Source organism: Amycolatopsis sp. NPDC102522 (genome assembly GCF_055584485.1).
The window spans coordinates 171873-190113 of the sequence record NZ_JBVJLY010000009.1; the positions used below are offsets into that span (position 1 = coordinate 171873).

The window sequence follows — 18241 nt, forward strand, 5'->3', positions numbered from 1 at the left end:
CAGTATGACGGCAGGACCCGGGTTTCGCAGATCAGCGGAGCCCGGCTTTTTCACCGGGCGCCGGAACACCCGCCCGGCGGCCGATCACCGCGAGCGGGACGAGGGCGCACAAACCGCCCGCGACGGCGACCAGAACGTAACCACCCAGGCCGAACAACTGCCCCGCGAGCAAGCTCGCCACCGCGGAGGTCCCCCACACGAAGGCGTCGACAGTGCCCTGCGCCCTCCCGCGCTGGGCGGGCGGGAGATCACGGCTGAGCATGCCGCTGCCGCCGACGAACACCAGGTTCCAGCCGTAGCCCAGCAGGAACATCGCGAGGGGGATTCCCACGTGATGCGAATCGGGGGCGCCGATCGCGGTGACCGCCGCGACGGTGAGCGTGCCGATCCCGCCGAAGATGGTCGCGCGGCCGCCCCAGCGGTCGGTGATCCAGCCGGACAACGGCGCCAACGCGAACATCCCGATCAGATGGGCGCTCAGCACCCAGCCGACGACGTCGAGCCCCTGACCGTGCTCGTGCAGCTGGACCGGGGTCATCGTCATCACCGCCACCATGGCCAACTGCGCGCCGACCATCGCCACGAGTGGCCCGAGGATCACCGGGTTCCGCACGGACATCCGCTCACTCCTCGGCGCCCTCTCCGCCGGGCCGGCGAGGCCCCGCGGCAGAGTGGCGACGGCGATCACGGCGATGGCCACGACGATCGCCCCCGCGGCGATCGGACCGGACAGGGCGGGCAGCTCGGCGGCTTCCGCCCGCGCCGCGGCGGGCGCGATCAGCGCGGGCCCCGCGACCGCGCCCACGGTCCCCGCCCAGACCATTGTGGACAGTGCGAAACCCTTGCGGTGCTCGGGCGCCAGGTCGGCCGCCGTGTACCGCGAGAGCTGTGCCCCGCTGTTGCCGAAGCCGATCAAGGGCATCCCCGCCACCAGCGCGAGCACGGAATCGCCGAGCACCCCGGCGAACGAGATCACCGCGCCCGCCACCGCCGCGCCGTACATCAGGATCAGGACGAGCCGCCTGCCGTAGCGGGCGGCCAGCGTTCCCGACGACAGCGAACCCACGGCCGAGCCGAGTACCAGCACGGCGTTCGGCAGCCCGCTCCACGCGGCACCGGCGTGCTCGACCACGATCAACGCCGCCGTGGTGGACAGGCCGACGACCGCGGTACTGAGGCAGGCGACGCCCGTGAAGAGCGCGAACATCGGTTTCATGATTCAAACCTAGGTTTTCCCGGTGCTCCGGCGAATAGGCTGACGAAGGCCTCGCGGGGGTGCGAGGCGCATCATGAAAGGAATCCGGGCTCGATGACCTTACGATCGGAAAGAGCGCTGGACGACCTCGACTGGAGGCTCGTCGAAACGCTCCAGAACGACGGCCGGCTCTCGTTCAAGGAGCTGGGCCGACGGGTGAACCTCTCCGCCCCCGCGGTCGCCGAACGGGTCCGGCGGCTGGAGGAGGCGGGCGTCATCACCGGCTACCGCGCCCAGGTCGACGCGCGCCGCGCCGGGTACGGCCTGCAGGCGTTCGTCGAGATGCGCTGCTCGCTCGGCAGCTGCCTGCTGCGCACCAGCAAGTCCGAGGACTACCCCGAGGTGGTCGAGCTGCACCGGCTCAGCGGCGACCGCTGCACCATGCTGAAGGTGCGGGCCGTGTCGCTCGAACATCTCGAAGGCCTCTTCGAACGGCTGGGCAAACACGGCGAGATCAGGTCGTCGGTGGTGCTGTCGACCCAGTACGAGGGCAGGCCGGTCGGGCCGCCGGTCGAGGACTACCTGAAGGCCACCAAGAGCGAGGGCTGGAGCGTCTGAATACTGGGCTCCATGAGTTTGCTCTTCGCCGGCGGGTGGTTCGGTCCCGAACCCGGGGACTGGCAATCCGAGTGGTGTGACCGGTACCCGGGTTCGAAACGCTTCGCGCAGGACGATTGGGACGAGCCCGTCCGCGAAGACTGGGTCACCAGACTGGACGAGGCGCTCGCGCCTCCCGTCCTCGTCGGGCACCTCACCGGCGCCCACGGGCCGTGGCCCGAAGGCGAGAAGCTGCTCGCTCCCCTGCTCTAGTGCGGTGCAGGTGGTCGTGAGTGGCAAGTGGGGTTAGAACGACACTTGCCACTCACGACCGAGGTCGTCACCGGTCAGGAATCGAGAAGCGACGGCGGCCCGGATTCACCTAGCGTGATCATCGTCGCGGACGTACCGCACGAACGAAGAGGACGAACGGCTCGAAGCTGGTTAGATCGAGCCCGGTGAGGCTGACGGACCGTACACGCGGCCCACATCAGGATGGAGACATGATGCGCAAGACCACCAGGCCGCAGCCGCCCGAGGAACACCCCGCCGACAGCCACGACCTGATCCGTGTCCTCGGTGCGAACGAGAACAACCTCAAGAACGTCGCTGTCGAGCTGCCGAAGCGCCGGCTGACGGTGTTCACCGGTGTTTCCGGATCGGGCAAGAGCTCTCTGGTCTTCGACACGATCGCGGCCGAGTCACAGCGGCTGATCAACGAGACGTACAGCACCTTCGTGCAGGGCTTCATGCCGACGCTGGCCCGGCCCGAGGTCGACGTGCTCGACGGCCTGACCACCGCGATCATCGTCGACCAGCAGCGGATGGGCGCCGACCCCCGCTCCACGGTCGGCACCGCCACCGACGCCCACGCGATGCTGCGCATCCTCTTCAGCCGGATCGGCAAACCGCACATCGGTTCGCCGCAGGCCTTCTCCTTCAACGTCGCCTCGATCTCCGGCGCGGGCGCCGTGACCACGGAGAAGGCCGGACGGACCACGAAGGAACGCCGCGAATTCAGCATCACCGGCGGGATGTGCTCCCGCTGCGAAGGCCGGGGCAAGGTCAACGACATCGACCTCACCGCGCTGTACGACGACACCAAATCCCTCAACGAGGGCGCGCTGTCGGTCCCCGGGTTCTCCATGGAGGGCTGGTTCGGCCGCATCCTCCGCGGCTGCGGCTTCTTCGACCCCGACAAGCCGATCAAGAAGTACACCAAGCGGCAGCTGGACGACCTGCTCTACAAGGAGCCGGTCAAGCTCAAGATCGACGGCATCAACCTGACCTACTCGGGGCTGCTCCCCACGATCCAGAAGTCGTTCCTGTCCAAGGACAGGGAGGCGATGCAGCCGCACATCCGCGCTTTCGTGGACCGGGCGGTCACGTTCACCGTCTGCCCCGAATGCGACGGCAGCCGCCTCAGCGAGCTCGCGCGGTCTTCGAAGATCAAGCGGGTCAACATCGCCGACGCGTGCTCGATGCAGATCAGCGACCTGGCCGACTGGGTCCGCGGGCTCAAGGAGCCGTCGGTGGCGCCGCTGCTGGAGAAGCTGCTCCACACGCTCGACTCCTTCGTGGACATCGGCCTCGGCTACCTCTCCCTTGACCGGCCGTCCGGCACGCTTTCGGGTGGTGAGGCGCAGCGCACGAAGATGATCCGGCACCTCGGCTCTTCGCTCACCGACGTCACCTACGTCTTCGACGAGCCCACCATCGGCCTGCACCCGCACGACATCCAGCGGATGAACAACCTGCTCCAGCAGTTGCGCGACAAGGGCAACACGGTGCTGGTCGTGGAGCACAAGCCGGAGACGATCGCGATCGCCGACCACGTCGTCGACCTCGGCCCCGGCGCGGGCACCGCGGGCGGGACGATCTGCTTCGAGGGCACCGTCGAAGGCCTGCGCGCCAGCGACACCAGCACCGGCAGGCACCTCGACGACCGCGCGTCGCTCAAGGACAGCGTCCGCAAGCCGACCGGCAAACTGGAGATCCGCGGCGCGGACCGCCACAACCTGCGGAAGGTGAACGTCGACGTCCCGCTCGGCGTCCTCTGTGTCGTCACCGGTGTCGCCGGCTCCGGCAAGAGCTCGCTGATCCACGGCTCGATCCCCGCCGCGGAAGGCGTGGTCTCGGTCGACCAGACGCCCATCCGCGGCTCGCGGCGAAGCAACCCCGCCACCTACACCGGCCTGCTCGAACCGATCCGCAAGGCCTTCGCCAAGGCCAACGGCGTGAAGCCCGCGCTGTTCAGCGCCAACTCCGAGGGCGCCTGCCCGAACTGCAACGGCGCGGGCGTCATCTACACCGACCTCGGCATCATGGCGGGTACGTCGACCACCTGCGAGGAATGCGACGGCAAACGGTTCCAGGCCTCGGTGCTGGAGTACACCTTCGGCGGCAAGAACATCAGCGAGGCGCTCGCGATGCCGGTGTCCGAAGCGGTGGAGTTCTTCTCCGAAGGCGAGGGACGCATCCCCGCCGCGGCCGCGATCCTCGGCAGACTCAACGACGTCGGCCTCGGCTACCTCAGCCTCGGCCAGCCGCTCACCACGCTCTCCGGCGGTGAACGGCAGCGGCTGAAGCTCGCGACGCACATGGGCGACAAGGGCGGCGTCTACGTCCTCGACGAGCCGACCACCGGTCTGCACCTCGCCGACGTCGAGAACCTGCTCGGCCTGCTGGACAGGCTCGTCGACGCGGGCAAGTCCGTGATCGTGATCGAGCACCACCAGGCGGTCATGGCGCACGCCGACTGGATCATCGACCTCGGCCCCGGCGCCGGTCACGACGGCGGCAAGGTCGTCTTCGAGGGCACGCCGTCCGATCTCGTCGCGACCGGTTCGACGCTGACCGGCGAGCACCTGGCGGCCTACGTCGGCAAGTGACTCTCCCGGCCCAGTGAGTGGCGGCCTCGTGAGTGGTAAGTCGCGTTCTAACAATCCTTGCCGCTCACGAGGTCAGGGAGCCTCACTCACCGTCGGCGTCGAGACCGTCCCGGTCCGCCCACTCCAGCAGGGTGTCGAGCGAGTAAGCCGTGTCGTCGATGCCCGCGTGCAGGTCGCCGAGTTCGGCGAAGCGCGCGGGCACGGTGGCGATGGTGCACTCCCGCGGCTCGACGTCGTCGATCTCGTCCCACCTGATCGGCGTCGAGACGACGGCTTCAGGCACTCCGCGCACCGAGTAGGCGCTCGCGATCGTGTGGTCGCGAGCGTTCTGGTTGTAGTCGACGAACAGCTTTGAGGGGTCGCGGTCCTTGCGCCACCAAGTGGTGGTGACCTCGTCGGGCATCCGGCGCTCGACCTCGCGGGCGAAGGCGAGCGCCGCCCGGCGGACCTCCTGGAAACCCCACCGTGGCTCGATCCGGACATAGACGTGCAGACCGGCGCCACCTGAGGTCTTCGGCCAGCCGACGATGCCGAGTTCGTCCAGGATCTCGTGGACGGTGTGGGCGACCTTCCGCACGGTGGAGAACGGGCAGTCGGGCATCGGGTCGAGGTCGATCCGCCATTCGTCGGGGCGTTCGGTGTCGGCGCGGCGGGAGTTCCAGGGGTGGAACTCGACGGTCGACATCTGCACCGCCCAGATCACGTCGGCGGGATGCGTGACGCAGAGTTCGTGGGCGTGCCTGCCGGAGGGGAAGTCGACGCGGACGGTCTGCAGCCAGTCCGGGGCGCCGTTCGGGACCCGCTTCTGGTGGACCTTCTCCCCCGCGACCCCGGACGGGAACCGGTGCAGCATGCACGGCCGCTCCCGCAGCGCCCGCACGATCCCGTCGCCGACGGCGAGGTAGTACTGGACGAGATCGAGTTTGGTCTCACCCCGCGCCGGGAAGTAGACCCGATCCGGGCTGGAGACGCGCACCGTCCGGTCGCCGACCTCGATCTCCACCGCCGCGCTTTTCGCCATACACGGAAACTAGCCCGAAAGTGACCGGCCCGCGTCCGCTCGATCCTGTCAGGATGGCGGCATGGCACAACGGACCCGCGCGGACGCCCTGACGCGCGAGCGCATCGTCGAGGCCGCCGTCGAGCTGCTCGACGCGGACGGCGAGAGCGGGCTGACCTTCCGGACGCTGACCGAACGCCTCGCCACCGGCCCCGGCGCGATCTACTGGCATGTGGCGAACAAGGGCGAACTGCTCGACGCCGCGACCGCGTCCGTCATCGGCGGCGCCCTGGCCATCGAGGTCACGGGTTCGCCCCAGGACGAGATCCGAGCCATCGCGCTCGGCCTCTTCGACGCGGTCGAGCGGCATCCGTGGCTTCCCCCGCAACTCGCCGTCCAGCTCTCCCGCAGTCCGTGGAGTTCGGTGACGCCGCGGATCTTCGAAAGCATCGGGCAACGGGTCAGCCTGCTGGGCGTCCCCGAGTCCACTTGGTTCACCGCGACGTCAGCGCTGGTGCACTACGTTTTCGGCGCAGCGGGCCAGAACGCCGCGAACGCCCGCGTGCTCGCGCGAGGCGTGGACCGCGCCGAACTCCTCGACGCCGCCGCGAACGCTTGGGAAGAACTCGATCCCGGCGATCACCCGTTCTTGCGGGCCATCGCCGGCCAGGTGCGGGGGCACGACGACCGGGAGCAGTTCCTCACCGGGATCGACCTGATCCTCACCGGGATCGCCGGCGCCGCGCCTTGTGGATCGACGCGACCGTGATGGCGAAGACCACGCCCAGGAAGGTCAGGTCCATCGCGGGCACCCAGCGCACGTCGCCGCCCTTGAGCACGTACGCGCCGACAGGCCGCGCGGCGAGCATGAAGCCGCCGCCCTCACCTTCCTTGCCCTGTTCGGTGCCGTGCCCGCCGCCTCCGCCGCCGATGACGCTCGCGGCCGGGATCACCACGACGCCGTCCTTCTCGACGGGCTCGCCGTAGACGCGCCTGACGGTGAGGTTGTCCCGCATGACGCTGACGATCTTTTCGAGTCCCATTCAGGCCCCCAGCCTGTCCAGTTCCAACGCGATCGCGCCCCGCAGGAGGCCTCGCGCCCGGTCCAGGTCCATCGAACCAGAAAGCCACCGCTCGCTGAGTCCTTCGACCAGGCTGGTGAGCCGTTCCGCGGCGTCCTCCGCCTCGACTCCGGCGCTGTCGACACTCCGGATCACGTCGGCGACCTCGTCCACCCAGATCCGGGTCGACTCCGCCAATGGTTCCCGCAGTTCGGGGGTGAAGACGGCACTGGCCCGCAACTCGCCCCAGGCCGTGCTGTTCTCCCGCACCGCCTGGGTTTCCTGGAATTCCCCGAACAGCATCAGTTCCAGCTCGGCGCGGGGATCCGCCGCCTCGGCCGAGGCCTCTTCGGTGTACGCCGCGGCGCGGTCGCTGACGAATTCCAGTGTCTTCCGGAGCAGCCCGGCGCGGTTGGTGAAGTGGTAGTAGATCAGCGATGTCGAGATCCCGGCCTCGGCCGCGATCTTCTCGACCCGCAGGCCCCGTACACCGCTGCGCGCGATCACCCGCACGGCCGCTTCCAAGATCTTCTGCTGACGTTCGAACACGAGTGCTCACCCTAGCGGTCTGATCCTGACTGAATTTTCAGTCAGGATGCTATCGTGTCGTCATCGGTTCAGCCAAGGAGTGCACAGTGTTCGATTCGTCCCTTCCCCGTCGCACGATCCTGCGTGCCCTGACCGCGGTCGGCGCCGTCGCCGTCGGGAGCGCGGCGTGTTCCGATCCGGGCGGAAGTCCCGCCGCACCGGCGGCCGGCTCGCCGGAGCCCGCCGCGGCGGGGGTTCGCAGGCTGGGCGCCGAATGGGAAAGCCACGCGCGGACGTACCTGTCGTGGCCCGCGTCGAAGTCCATCTGGGCGGAGGATCTGCCCGCCGTCCGCGAGGAGATCGCCGGTCTGGCCAAGGCGATCGCCGGTTACGAACCGGTGGTACTCCTCGCCCGGCCCGAGCACGCCGAAACCGCTCAACAGGCGTGCGGCGACACCGTCGAGGTCGTCCCGATCCCGGTCGACGACCTGTGGGCGCGTGACACCGTCCCGGTGTTCGTCGAAGAGGCAGGCAAGGTCGCGGGCGTCGATTTCAACTTCAACGGCTGGGGCGGCAAGCAGAAGCCGCACGACAAGGACAACGCCGTCGCGCGGTCCGTGCTGGGCAAGTACGGCCTGGCCCGCACCGAAACCTGGATCACCGCCGAGGGCGGTTCGTTCGAGACCGACGGCGCCGGCACGCTGATGGTCACCGAAAGCTCACTGGTCAACGACAACCGCAACAAGGGCAAGAGCCGCCAGGAGATCGAAGACGAGCTGAAGAAGGTGCTCGGCGTCCGGAAGGTCATCTGGTTCGCGGGCGTGCGCGGCGAGGACATCACCGATGCCCACGTCGACTGCCTGGCCCGGTTCACCGCTCCCGGCGTCGTGCTCCTGGACAAGGCGGCGCCCGGCACCCCGCCGGACTCGTGGTCCCGCGCGGCCGATCAGGCGAGGTCGGTGCTCGCGAGCGCCACCGACGCCGACGGCAAACCCTTCAAGGTGATCGACCTCGTCCAGCCGGCTCCGGACAAGGTCGAGGGCTACGGCGAGGACAGCGTGATCTCGTACGCAAACTTCTACGTCGCGAACAAGTCGGTCTTCGTACCGAAGTTCGGCGACGCGGAGGCGGACGAGCGCGCGCAGCAGATCCTGCGCGAGCAGTTCCCCGGCCGCGAGATCGTTCCGGTGAAGATCTCGACCATCGCCTCGGGCGGCGGCGGGATCCACTGCTCGACGCACGACCAGCCGGGTCAGCCTTCCTGAGGCAGCACCGACATCACTTCGGACACCGGGCGCAAATGCTGCTCCAGCAACCGTGACGCCTCTTTCGCGTCATGGTCGTCCAGCGCGGCGACCAGCTCCCGGTGTTCGTCGTTGATCACCGTCAGCCTTTCCGGGCGTGCCTCCAGCGCGCGGACCGTGACGCGCTGCTGCCGCGAGCGGAGCGTGTCGTACAGCTCGGTCAAGACGGTGTTGCCCGCGGCGTTCACGATGGCGCGATGGAAGCGCCGGTCCAGCCCCGAAACGGCGAACCAGTCGCTTTCGGCACCGGCGCGCACCATCGCTTCGATGAGTTCCGTCATTTCGGCGGGAGCACCGGCCCTGTTCGCACAGAGCGTCGCGATGGCGTGGCCTTCGATCAGCCGCCTGCTCTGGTAGACCTCTTCCAGCTCCCTGGCGGTGACCGTGCGCACCTGGGCGCCCTTGCGCGGCAAGAGACTGATGAACCGCTCGGCGGCCAGCCGGTGGAACGCCTCGCGCACCGGCGTCCTGGAGACCCCGACGACACCGGAGACCCACATTTCGTCGAGGAAACGGCCGCCCTCCAGCTCACCCGAGATGATTCCGTCGCGCAGCCACGTGTAGACCCGCTCGCGCGCCGGGCCGCCCCCTTCGGCGGTCACAGTCATCTCGTTCCCCCTCTATTCCGTTACTTTCCGCGACTGAGCCTACACCTGGACCAGCCAAGTATCCATCATGTATACAAGACTTCCACTGATTGGAAGGGGTCCCATGGTGCACGTCGCGGTGGCGCAGTTCGCGCCCGGCAACGACAAAGAGGCCAACCTCGCCCGCATCGCCTCTCTCGTCGGCGAAGCGGCCGACCGAGGTGCGCGAGTGGTCGTGCTCCCCGAGTACTCGCTGTTCACCGTACCGACGATGAGCCGGGAATTCGTGACCTCGGCGGAAGAACTCGACGGACCGTTCGTCACCGAGCTGCGCGGTCTCGCGAAGGACCGCCAGATCACCGTCGTCGCGGGAATCAACGAAGCCCTCCCCGGTGGCGAGCGGATCTCGAACACCCTCGTCGCCGCCGGTCCCGACGGCGCCATCGCCGCGCTCTACCGCAAGCTGCACCTGTACGACGCCTTCGGTTTCCGCGAATCGGAGCTGGTCCGGCCCGGCGACATCGAAGCCCCGGAGACGTTCGAGGTCGACGGGATCACCTTCGGCCTCCAGACCTGCTACGACCTGCGGTTCCCGGAAGTCACCCGCCGCCTGGTCGACGCGGGCGCCGACGCGGTGGTGCTGCCCGCGGAATGGATGCCCGGCCCGCTCAAGGAGGACCACTGGACCACGTTGGTCCGGGCGCGGGCGATCGAGAACACGATCTACCTCGTCGCGGCGGGACAGGCGGCTCCGGCGGGCTCGGGGCACAGCATGATCGTCGACCCGATGGGTGTCGTCGTGGCCTCGCTCGGCGAGCGCACGGGCACCGCGACCGGCGAGGTCTCCGCCGAGCGGATCTCCGAGGTACGCGCCAAGAATCCCGCGCTGGAACTGCGCCGGTTCGCCGTCACCCCGAAGTCCTGAGTATCTTCTGAACCGGAGGTCCGTTCGTGAAGACACGCCCTCGGGCGTGGTGACGCGGCTTCCGTTCGCCTGGGTGCCGGGTGGCCGCCCGGCACCCAGGCTCTCACGTCACGGCACCAGCAGTCCCCAGTGGACGGCCCACGGCACGAACAGCACGGCTCCGGCCAGCAGCAGACCGACCCGGACTCCGCCCTGTTCCTTCCTGCGCCACCACGAAACCGCCGTGACCGCCCCAGCGGCGACGACGCCGACAGCGATCAGCTGCAGCGCGAGCCACGGCAACGTCCGTCCGAAAAGGACCGGACCCGGCGCCATCGCCGCACCCGTCGTCAGCACGACGTAGTAGACGAGGAATCCCGCCGTGGCAGCCAACCCTGTCGACGCCAGCCAGCGTGCCGGCCGGGCGAGCGGGACATCCTTACGTCGGCGGAACAACGCCGTCACCGGATAGGCCGCGAACGCCAGCAACGCCAGCGCCCACACGCCGATCTGCACCCACGGCGCCTCGTACCAGGCAAGCGGTGCCAGGGCGACACTCGCGCTCGCCTGTACCGGTGGCGGGTCGGCGGACGGCCGGACCGGCCCGTCCTTCAGGCCGTTCACCCAGGTCCCGACGAGGTCGAGGTAGCCGGGAGCGAAGCCGTCGAGCTTGTCGAAACCGTCCGTGGTCCGCCGAAGCCCGTGCTGTGCCTGCGGGAACACCTTCAGCGTGTACTGCCGGTTCCCTGTCCTCTCCAGCGTTTCCCGGAAGATCCGGACGGCTTCGCCGGGTGGGGTCAGCCGGTCCAGCTCACCCCACAGCCCGAGCACCGGCTGCCGCAGCTTCTCCAGCACCGGCACCGGGTCGTACCCGGCCTCCGGGAACGCACCGGCGCCCGCGAGGGTCCGCATGTTCGTTGACGCCACCATGTCCACCATCGAGCCGGTGACCCCGCCGTGCCGCAGGTAGGTCTCGAAGGCCCACGACTGCTGGCGGTCCGGTGAGACCCCGTTGGCCCCGACAGTGACCGCGAAAGCGACGTCTTTCGACTTCGACGCCGCCAACGGCGCGACCCAGCCGCCTTCGCTCAGGCCCCACACCCCGACGCGGGCCGGGTCGACCCCCGGACGCGAACGCAGTGCCTGGACCGCGGCGAGCGCGTCGTCGGCCAGCACCGAGTAGTCCCGCTCGAACAGCGAATAGCCTTCGGTCCGCTTGTCGTAGATCAGGGTCGCGATCCCCGCCTTGGCGAACGCTTCGGCCTCGGTGCGGTAGTCGTCCCTGTCGTGCTCGCCCGAGCCGTGCACCATGACGATCCCCGGCACCGGGCCGCCGCCTTCCGGCGCGACCACCGTTCCGTGCAAGGTCACGCCGTGGCTGGTGAACGAGACGTCGCCCGCCGGAGCGGCTGCGGGCACCGGCGACGACACCGCCACCACCGCCGCCGCGAACAATGCCGCGATCATCGCCTGCTCACCCGGACCACCTCGAGCGACGGCGACGCGAGGATGTCCTTCTCGCAGTACCGTTCGGTGACCCACTGCTTGCGTGAGTACAGCTCCGTCTGGTCGCTGTGGTGCGCCGACCTCGGGTTCGCGGACTGGGAGTAGGTCAGCAGCGTCGTCGTGTCCGGGCAGCCGGTGCCGTTGAACGCGACGACGTGCAGGTACGTCCCGCCGTGCACGATCTCGGTGTACCCACGAGCCGGATCCCAAGGCCCGCCCAAGGAGTCATAGACCCCACGCCCGGCGGTCCCGCCACCCAGCGGGACCTTCCGGCCGTCGCGGACGACGTAGTGATTGTCACCGTAGGGCGCGTCGAGCGGGATGTTCGCCGCTTTCAGCTCCGCGACCGCACTGGAAAGCGCCTTGCGGATCGCCGCGTTCCCGGTGTCAAGGGTGTTCGGGGTGTTGACCGGATCCTTGACGTCGAAGGGGACCTTCCAGATCTCCGGCCCCATCCGGCCCACCCTGGACCAGAACCGGTCGAACAGCAGCGCGCCCCGGCTCTCGGCGTCGGAACGCCCGTCCCAGTTCGCCAGCGCCGCGCAGGCCGCGTCCATTTCCGGCATCGTGCGGCACATCCCGACGACGTCCTCCCGGACGAGTTCGGCGGCGTGGTCCCGATGAGAGAACATCAGGTCTCGCATCGCTTGCCCGGTGAAGCCGCCTTTCGCCAACTGGTCGGCGATTGCGACGAAGCCCCCGCGTGTCCGCATGTTCTGCTCGTACCGGACCGGTCCCACGATGCGAGGGAAACCGGTCTTCGGCTCGGCGGGATTGAACAGCCAGTAGCTGTCGTTCGAGTTCGCCAGGTAGTCGTCCCTGCTCAGGGTGGGCAGGCTGGAAGGGCCGAAGACGCCGGGCCGCAGCGCGTCACGGTCGCGGCCCCACGCGCAGGCCGTCCTGGAACCGTCGAGCACCGCGATCCCGTCGGCGTCGAACAGTTCCTTGCCCAGCGGCGTGTCGCAGCGCGCCGCCTTCTCGTCGGTGACGTGCGGGACTCCGTGGATCTGGCTGTACTCCACCTTCCCGCGATCATCGGTGGCGAGGATGTTCATCCACGGCAGTCCCTGCGTCTTGCGGACCGCGCCGATCATCTCCCCCGCCGTCCGGCCGCGGGCGATCTCGAACATCGAGTTCGTCATCGCGAGGTTCCCGGCGTTGGCGTCCGCTATCGCGAAGGCGCTCGACGCCGTCCACGGCAGTTCCCGCTTCCCGAGCCGGGTCGTCACAGGCCCGTACCTTGTCGTCCACTGTGGACGCACGACGCGCTCCAGGGAGCCGTCCGCCTTGCGCGACAGCACACTCACGTCGCCGCGCCGCATCGGCTCGAGCTTCCCGTCGACCAGGTACGTCGTCGGCGAACCGGGCACGAGCTTCAGTTCGAACAGCGTGTACGTGCGGGTGGTGTCGGTGGCCGTGCCGCTCCAGGCGGCGGTTTCGTTGTGTCCCAGCCACATCATCGGGATACCGGGGATGCCGGCGCCGCTGACGTTCAGCTTGCCCGGCAGGCTCAGCTGCGACTGCCACAACCTGGTCCCGCTCAGCTGCCACGGCAGATGCGGATTGGCCAGCGAGACACCCCGCCCGTTCGCCGAGGCGGCCGAGCCGATCGCGATCGCGTTGCTGCCGATCCCGCTCTCCCCGGTCATCTGCTCACGGCCGGTGCCCGCGGGCGGGGCGCCCGGCAGGGACGCGGTGATCGAGTCCGCGACGCCGCCCTGCCCGAAGATCATCCCGACCGCGTGGCTGTGCCGGTAGACGTCGAGTTCGGTGATCGGCTTCAGCCAGCCGGCGCCCCGGCAGGCCGGGTCGGTGATCTCGCCGGTGCGCAGGTACTTGTTCACGCCCTCGACGTACCCGCGGATCAGTTCGCGGACCTCGCGATACGGCCCGCGTGGCGCGGGTTCCGCGGCGAGGCGTTCGACCACGCCGCTTTCGTTGAGGCCTTGGAAATACAGGTCACTGGCGAGGTTCGTGCTCGCCTGGCTCACGCCGCTCGTCGGCGGCGCGTCCGGGCCGAGCCAGCGGGAGCGCTCGGCCCGGGTCGTGACAGCGACGTCCTCGATCGTGCAGAGGTTGTCCTTGGCCGCGGCGTATCCCTGCCCGAAGCCCAGGCTCACCCAGTCGTTCGCGACGATGTGCGGGATGCCGTACTCGGTGTAGCGGATAGTGGCACCGTCACGGGATGCCCCGTCCGGCGGTTGCGCGGCCGTCGCGGTCCCCGCCGCGAGCAGGCTCGCCGCGGCGCCGACGGCCGCGATTCTCTTCCAGAGCAGCATGCTGCTCCCCCTTTGTGTGGAGTTGTCGTTCGTGAAGACACGCCGTCCGGCGTGGTGACGCGATCCGGTGGTCGAGTGGCCGCTCTCCCACCGGGCTTTTTCAGCTCCCCTCCCTCACTCTCCGTCCGGATCCGGGAACGCCGTCCAGCGCACGAACACCTTCCGCGCGTCCGGGCCGGGTTCCGGCCGCCAGTAGCGGCGCAGCAGGTCCAGGTACTCCTCCCAGAACTGCTTGAGCTCCTCGAGGTTCACGTGCACCGCGCCGCGCGAGAACACCAGCGCGTCTCCCCATTCGCCCAGTTCGTCGCGACGCCGCAGGAAGCGCGCCATCTGCTCCAGGTCCTCGGTGAACGCGGCGCGATGTGCCTCGCCGAACACCGCGCGCATCTCTTCGCTCTGCTCGCTGTGCCGTGGCCAGCGGATGTCTCGATGCCGGGCGCGCCACCAGCGTTCTTTGCCGTGCGCGAGTTCCGGCGCCTCGTCGACGAACTCGTACTTCGCCAGTTCTCGCAGGTGGTAGCTGGTCGCGCCCGAACTCTCCCCCAGTTCCTTGGCCAGCTTCGTCGCCGTCGCGGGTTCCCTGCCCAGCGACTCCATGATCCGCCTGCGCAGCGGATGCATCATCGCCTTCAACACGGCGGGATCGGTGATCTCTTCGGGTGACGGCGGGCCGGTCATGCCACCAAGATAGCCGTGCAAAGGAGATTGTGCAAAGACGTCTTTGCACGCAGTCCGGACCGCGTTCCCGAAATGCCGGACGATTGTGCTGGCGTTTCGGTGAACTCAGCGTGAAATTGACAACTTCACTACGAAGGTCTTGTGCCGGGCGGACGAAAACTCGACAGGTTCGCGGATTTTTCGTTGTGTCCTCCCCGGAATTCGGTTGTATCGGATAGTTTTGCCCGGAGTCGACCTTGCGGGAGAAAACATGCCGAAGCACCGCCCTCGACAGACGGACAAGTTGTCCGCCCGGCACCGGACGGCCTTCGCGCTCGCCGGTGGCGCGCTCGCCGTCCTGCCCGCGGTCACCGCGTCGGCAGGTCCCGATGCGCCCATCGCGGCACCGAAGCCGGCCGTACCGCAGAACCAGGCGGCGGCCTGGCAACCGCCGGTGGGCACGGTCCCGGAGATCGCCGTCGACGGCAGCCTCCCCGAGCCACCCAATCCGGACCCGCTGACCGTCCCCGGCGGCACCGGCAACTCCGGTGGCTCGTTCGCCCCCTCGGGCGCGCTCGGCATCCCGGCGAGCATGATGAAGGCGTACAAGAACGCGGCCGACATCCTCGCGAAGGAACTGCCCGGCTGTCACATCGACTGGGCGCTGATCGCCAGTATCGGCCGGATCGAGTCGAACCACGCGCGCGGCGGATATGTCGACGCGAAGGGCAACACCCTCGAACGGATCCTCGGCCCGCAGCTCAACGGAGCCGGTCCGTTCGCCGCGATCCCGGACACCGACGGCGGCAAGTACGACGGCGACACCGTGTGGGACCGCGCCGTCGGCCCGACGCAGTTCATCCCGTCCACGTGGAAGGGCTACGCCTCCGACGGCAACGGCGACGGCGAGTCGAACCCGAACAACATCTACGACGCGACACTGGGCTCGGGCCGCTACCTCTGCTCCGGCGGCGTCGACCTGACGTCCGAGCAGACCCAGCGCGTTGCCGTGTACCGGTACAACCACTCGCTGTCCTATGTGGACACCGTGATCCGCTGGGCGGTCTCCTACCGCGGCGGTGTCGCGACGTTCCCGGACAGCCAGGTCCCGGTCGGCGCGCCCGACTCCTCGAACGTCGCCGCCGACACGCCCGGCGGCCAGCTCCCGGTCCCGACGCTGCCCGGCACTCCCCCGCCCGGTACGACCACGCCGCCGCCGATCCCGTTGCCCGGCACGTCGTTCCCGCCGAGCAGCAGCACCCCTCCGAGCAGCAGCACCCCTCCGAGCAGCAGTTCGCCCTCGAAGCCGACGAGCACACCGCCGTCGTCGACGCCTCCCTCGTCGACTCCGCCTTCGAGCACTCCCCCGTCCTCGACGCCTCCGCCGTCCAGCACGTCTTCGGCGGCGCCGTCGTCGACCCCGGCGGGGAACACCGGCGAGACGACCCCGACCAGCTCCACCTCGGCCAAGCCCTGACCACCGCCGCCCGGAATGTCCTGAACCCGGCCCGCGTTATCGCTTCTCGTAGATCGTCAACCGAGAGAAGCGAGACACGGATGTCGTCTTTCGTCATGACCGCCGAGGAACGGGAAGCCTTCCTGAGCGAGGTCCACATCGGGGTCTTGGCCGTGGAGCGCGAAGGGCGGGCCCCGCTGGCCGTGCCGGTCTGGTACGACTACGAGCCCGGCGGCGAACTCCTGATCTGGATGGACGGCGGTTCGGTCAAGGACAAGGCGATCAAGAAGGCGGGCAGGCTCAGCCTGGTCGCGCAGTCGGAGACCTTGCCGTACAAGTACGTGACGGCCGAGGGTCCGGTCGTCGCCAACGACGCGCCGCCGAGCCGGGAGCAGGCGCTGAAGATCGCGCACCGCTACCTGCCGGAGGACGAGGGCACGAAGTACGTCGACGGCGCGCTCAGCGACAACTCCGTTCTGGTCCGCGTCCGGCCGGAGAAGTGGCTGAGCAACGACCAGGGCAAGGCCTGACGAACCGACGGTGCCCGGTCGCCGCAGGGCAGCGGCCGGGCACCGTCATCAGCCCGCGATCGGCTCGAACTCGACGACACTGTCGAGCGCCTTGCCCATCGCGGCGTTCCCTTCGCGTTCGATCATGATCTCCACCAGCACCGGCCGCGAGGTCCGCTCGGCCTCCTTGCGCGCCCACTCCAGCGACGCCCGGATCTCGCCCGGCTCGGTGACGCGGGTCCCGGAGCAGCCGTAGGCCTCCATGACCTTGACGTTGTCCGTGCCGTTCTTGTCGTAGTGGATGTCGACCTCGAAGTTCATCTCGTAGCCGGTCTCGGCCTGCCGGATGAGCCCGAGGTACTCGTTGTTGAGCATGATCAGCACGAACCCGACGTCGTACTGCGCGGCCACCGCCAGCTCCTCCACCAGGAACTGGAACGAGTAGTCCCCGACGACGCCGACGACCTCGGCCTCCGGTTTCGCCTTCTTGACGCCGATCGCCGCCGGGATCTCCCAGCCGAGCGGGCCGGCCTGGCCGCAGACCTGGTAGTGCCGTGGCTTGTGCGCGCGCTGGAACTGCCCGGACCAGATCTGGTACAGCCCGATCGCGGTGACGAAGTAGGCGTCCTCGCCGTAGAACTCGTTGATCTCCTTGAACACCCGGGGCGCCTTGATCGGCGTGTCCTCGAAGTCTTCCCGTCGCGGCAGGCTCTCCCTGAGTTCGCCGATCCGCCGCGGCCACGCGCGATCCCGCGCCGGAGAACGCTTCGACGCCGCTTCGATCAGCGCGTCGAGGAAGGCGCCGGTGTCCGACACGATCCCGAGGTCGGGCCCGAACACCTTGCCCAGCTGTGTCGGCTCGATGTCGACGTGGATGAACTTCCGGTCGCCGCGGTAGACGTCGAGGTCGCCGGTGTGCCTGTCGCCGAACCGCGCGCCGAGCGCCAGCACCAGATCCGCTTCGAGAAAGGCCGCGTTCGCCCAGCGCTGCGACGTCTGGATGCCCGCCATGCCGGCGAACAGGTCATGGTCTTCGGGGAAGGTCCCCTTGCCCATCAGTGTCACGCCGACCGGGACGCCGAGCAGTTCGGCCGCGGTCCGCAGCCGGTCGCTCGCGCCGCCGAGCACCACGCCACCGCCCGCGAGGATCAGCGGTCGTTCGGCTGCCAGCAACAGATCCAGTGCTCGTTCGACCCTGGCGGGCGACGGCGTCGCCACGATCACCGGCAGCGGCGAGTCGATGCTGGAGTCCCATTCGATCTCTTGGCGCTGGACGTCGATCGGCAGGTCGATCAGCACCGGACCCGGGCGGCCGGACCGCGCGATCCGGAACGCCTCGCGGAACACCCACGGCAGCTGGGCCGCCTCTTTGACCTGCACCGCCCACTTCGTCACCGGTTTGGCGATCTCGACGATGTCGACGGCCTGGAACGCCTCGGTGTGCAGTTTCCGCGAGTCGGCCTGCCCGGTGATGCACAGGATCGGGATCGAATCGGCCTGCGCGGTGTAGAGCCCGGTGATCATGTTCGTCCCGGCGGGCCCGGAGGTGCCGATCGCGACCCCGACGTTGCCGGTGGTCCTGGCCCAGCCGTCGGCCATATGGGTCGCGCCTTCTTCGTGGCGCACGATCAGATGCTCGATGCCGCTGCCCTGCATCGCGTGGTAGAGCGGGAGGATCGCGGCGCCGGGACAGCCGAAAGCGGTGTCGACGCCTTCACTGACCAGGACGTCGACGACGGCCTGCATGGCGGGGATTCTGGGCATTCC

The 18241-nt window shown here is 68.9% G+C and carries 17 protein-coding genes; 8 read left to right on the plus strand and 9 right to left on the minus strand.

Annotated features, from left to right (window positions below; translation table 11 throughout):
* Positions 1 to 31: 31 nt before the first annotated feature.
* Entirely contained in the window at positions 32 to 1216 is a 1185-nt protein-coding gene (locus tag ACZ6YV_RS22455; protein WP_465511477.1) for an MFS transporter, read from the minus strand.
* Between the two features lie 93 nt (positions 1217 to 1309).
* On the opposite strand from ACZ6YV_RS22455, the gene ACZ6YV_RS22460 reads away from it, so the two are divergent.
* The 3 genes from ACZ6YV_RS22460 to ACZ6YV_RS22470 all read left to right on the plus strand — a co-directional run bounded on the left by ACZ6YV_RS22460 (position 1310) and on the right by ACZ6YV_RS22470 (position 4683).
* Positions 1310 to 1813 (plus strand): Lrp/AsnC family transcriptional regulator, encoded by a 504-nt coding sequence (locus ACZ6YV_RS22460; RefSeq protein ID WP_378245776.1) that lies wholly within the window; start codon positions 1310 to 1312, stop codon positions 1811 to 1813.
* Between the two features lie 12 nt (positions 1814 to 1825).
* Positions 1826 to 2065 carry an alpha/beta hydrolase gene (locus ACZ6YV_RS22465; protein WP_465511478.1) on the plus strand — a complete coding sequence of 80 codons (240 nt, stop codon included), beginning with the start codon at positions 1826 to 1828 and terminating at the stop codon, positions 2063 to 2065.
* 233 nt (positions 2066 to 2298) lie between these two features.
* The gene (locus ACZ6YV_RS22470; protein WP_465511604.1) at positions 2299 to 4683 is read left to right on the plus strand and encodes an ATP-binding cassette domain-containing protein; all 2385 of its coding nucleotides are present in this window, start codon (positions 2299 to 2301) and stop codon (positions 4681 to 4683) included.
* 82 nt (positions 4684 to 4765) lie between these two features.
* On the opposite strand, the gene ligD is transcribed toward ACZ6YV_RS22470, so the two are convergent.
* Positions 4766 to 5704 (minus strand): non-homologous end-joining DNA ligase, encoded by a 939-nt coding sequence (gene ligD / locus ACZ6YV_RS22475; RefSeq protein WP_465511479.1) that lies wholly within the window; start codon positions 5702 to 5704, stop codon positions 4766 to 4768.
* A 61-nt stretch (positions 5705 to 5765) separates the two neighbouring features.
* Between ligD and ACZ6YV_RS22480 the strand changes: the two genes are divergently transcribed.
* On the plus strand, positions 5766 to 6452 hold the full coding sequence (locus ACZ6YV_RS22480; protein ID WP_465511480.1) for a TetR/AcrR family transcriptional regulator: 687 nt from the start codon (positions 5766 to 5768) through the stop codon (positions 6450 to 6452).
* Here the strand turns inward: ACZ6YV_RS22480 and ACZ6YV_RS22485 are convergent.
* On the minus strand, positions 6406 to 6726 hold the full coding sequence (locus ACZ6YV_RS22485) for a sporulation protein (protein WP_465511481.1): 321 nt from the start codon (positions 6724 to 6726) through the stop codon (positions 6406 to 6408). The two genes, ACZ6YV_RS22480 and ACZ6YV_RS22485, sit on opposite strands and share 47 nt — an antisense overlap.
* Complete coding sequence (locus ACZ6YV_RS22490) at positions 6727 to 7293, minus strand: TetR/AcrR family transcriptional regulator (RefSeq protein WP_465511482.1); 567 nt, start codon at positions 7291 to 7293, stop codon at positions 6727 to 6729.
* A gap of 86 nt (positions 7294 to 7379) precedes the next feature.
* Between ACZ6YV_RS22490 and ACZ6YV_RS22495 the strand changes: the two genes are divergently transcribed.
* On the plus strand, positions 7380 to 8537 hold the full coding sequence (locus ACZ6YV_RS22495; protein WP_465511483.1) for an agmatine deiminase family protein: 1158 nt from the start codon (positions 7380 to 7382) through the stop codon (positions 8535 to 8537).
* On the opposite strand, the gene ACZ6YV_RS22500 is transcribed toward ACZ6YV_RS22495, so the two are convergent.
* Positions 8525 to 9184 (minus strand): GntR family transcriptional regulator, encoded by a 660-nt coding sequence (locus ACZ6YV_RS22500; RefSeq protein WP_378245763.1) that lies wholly within the window; start codon positions 9182 to 9184, stop codon positions 8525 to 8527. The two genes, ACZ6YV_RS22495 and ACZ6YV_RS22500, sit on opposite strands and share 13 nt — an antisense overlap.
* A gap of 103 nt (positions 9185 to 9287) precedes the next feature.
* Between ACZ6YV_RS22500 and ACZ6YV_RS22505 the strand changes: the two genes are divergently transcribed.
* On the plus strand, positions 9288 to 10088 hold the full coding sequence (locus tag ACZ6YV_RS22505) for a carbon-nitrogen hydrolase family protein (RefSeq protein WP_465511484.1): 801 nt from the start codon (positions 9288 to 9290) through the stop codon (positions 10086 to 10088).
* Positions 10089 to 10196: 108 nt separating this feature from the next.
* On the opposite strand, the gene ACZ6YV_RS22510 is transcribed toward ACZ6YV_RS22505, so the two are convergent.
* From ACZ6YV_RS22510 to ACZ6YV_RS22520, 3 genes are all read right to left on the minus strand, one after another.
* The gene (locus ACZ6YV_RS22510) at positions 10197 to 11534 is read right to left on the minus strand and encodes an alpha/beta hydrolase family protein (RefSeq protein ID WP_465511485.1); all 1338 of its coding nucleotides are present in this window, start codon (positions 11532 to 11534) and stop codon (positions 10197 to 10199) included.
* Positions 11531 to 13852, minus strand: coding sequence for a penicillin acylase family protein (locus tag ACZ6YV_RS22515; RefSeq protein ID WP_465511486.1), 2322 nt, complete (start codon positions 13850 to 13852; stop codon positions 11531 to 11533). Before ACZ6YV_RS22515 ends, ACZ6YV_RS22510 begins: the two co-directional genes overlap by 4 nt.
* Before the next feature lie 114 nt (positions 13853 to 13966).
* Positions 13967 to 14530: an ArsR/SmtB family transcription factor gene (locus ACZ6YV_RS22520; RefSeq protein WP_465511487.1), complete on the minus strand. Its 564-nt coding sequence runs from the start codon at positions 14528 to 14530 to the stop codon at positions 13967 to 13969.
* Positions 14531 to 14780: 250 nt separating this feature from the next.
* Between ACZ6YV_RS22520 and ACZ6YV_RS22525 the strand changes: the two genes are divergently transcribed.
* Both ACZ6YV_RS22525 and ACZ6YV_RS22530 read left to right on the plus strand, forming a co-directional pair.
* The gene (locus tag ACZ6YV_RS22525; RefSeq protein WP_465511488.1) at positions 14781 to 15986 is read left to right on the plus strand and encodes a lytic transglycosylase domain-containing protein; all 1206 of its coding nucleotides are present in this window, start codon (positions 14781 to 14783) and stop codon (positions 15984 to 15986) included.
* A gap of 80 nt (positions 15987 to 16066) precedes the next feature.
* Positions 16067 to 16495 carry a pyridoxamine 5'-phosphate oxidase family protein gene (locus tag ACZ6YV_RS22530; protein ID WP_465511489.1) on the plus strand — a complete coding sequence of 143 codons (429 nt, stop codon included), beginning with the start codon at positions 16067 to 16069 and terminating at the stop codon, positions 16493 to 16495.
* Positions 16496 to 16543: 48 nt separating this feature from the next.
* On the opposite strand, the gene gcl is transcribed toward ACZ6YV_RS22530, so the two are convergent.
* Entirely contained in the window at positions 16544 to 18238 is a 1695-nt protein-coding gene (gene gcl / locus ACZ6YV_RS22535) for a glyoxylate carboligase (protein WP_465511490.1), read from the minus strand.
* Positions 18239 to 18241: the final 3 nt, after the last annotated feature.

Excerpts from the sequence above, each read along its gene's own strand:
- ACZ6YV_RS22455 (WP_465511477.1), bottom strand. The coding sequence starts at position 1,216 with ATGAAACCGATGTTCGCGCTCTTCACGGGCGTCGCCTGCCTCAGTACC.
- ACZ6YV_RS22460 (WP_378245776.1), top strand. The coding sequence starts at position 1,310 with ATGACCTTACGATCGGAAAGAGCGCTGGACGACCTCGACTGGAGGCTC.
- ACZ6YV_RS22465 (WP_465511478.1), top strand. The coding sequence starts at position 1,826 with ATGAGTTTGCTCTTCGCCGGCGGGTGGTTCGGTCCCGAACCCGGGGAC.
- ACZ6YV_RS22470 (WP_465511604.1), top strand. The coding sequence starts at position 2,299 with ATGCGCAAGACCACCAGGCCGCAGCCGCCCGAGGAACACCCCGCCGAC.
- ligD (WP_465511479.1), bottom strand. The coding sequence starts at position 5,704 with ATGGCGAAAAGCGCGGCGGTGGAGATCGAGGTCGGCGACCGGACGGTG.
- ACZ6YV_RS22480 (WP_465511480.1), top strand. The coding sequence starts at position 5,766 with ATGGCACAACGGACCCGCGCGGACGCCCTGACGCGCGAGCGCATCGTC.
- ACZ6YV_RS22485 (WP_465511481.1), bottom strand. The coding sequence starts at position 6,726 with ATGGGACTCGAAAAGATCGTCAGCGTCATGCGGGACAACCTCACCGTC.
- ACZ6YV_RS22500 (WP_378245763.1), bottom strand. The coding sequence starts at position 9,184 with ATGACTGTGACCGCCGAAGGGGGCGGCCCGGCGCGCGAGCGGGTCTAC.
- ACZ6YV_RS22505 (WP_465511484.1), top strand. The coding sequence starts at position 9,288 with ATGGTGCACGTCGCGGTGGCGCAGTTCGCGCCCGGCAACGACAAAGAG.
- ACZ6YV_RS22510 (WP_465511485.1), bottom strand. The coding sequence starts at position 11,534 with ATGATCGCGGCATTGTTCGCGGCGGCGGTGGTGGCGGTGTCGTCGCCG.
- ACZ6YV_RS22515 (WP_465511486.1), bottom strand. The coding sequence starts at position 13,852 with ATGCTGCTCTGGAAGAGAATCGCGGCCGTCGGCGCCGCGGCGAGCCTG.
- ACZ6YV_RS22520 (WP_465511487.1), bottom strand. The coding sequence starts at position 14,530 with ATGACCGGCCCGCCGTCACCCGAAGAGATCACCGATCCCGCCGTGTTG.
- ACZ6YV_RS22525 (WP_465511488.1), top strand. The coding sequence starts at position 14,781 with ATGCCGAAGCACCGCCCTCGACAGACGGACAAGTTGTCCGCCCGGCAC.
- ACZ6YV_RS22530 (WP_465511489.1), top strand. The coding sequence starts at position 16,067 with ATGTCGTCTTTCGTCATGACCGCCGAGGAACGGGAAGCCTTCCTGAGC.
- gcl (WP_465511490.1), bottom strand. The coding sequence starts at position 18,238 with ATGCCCAGAATCCCCGCCATGCAGGCCGTCGTCGACGTCCTGGTCAGT.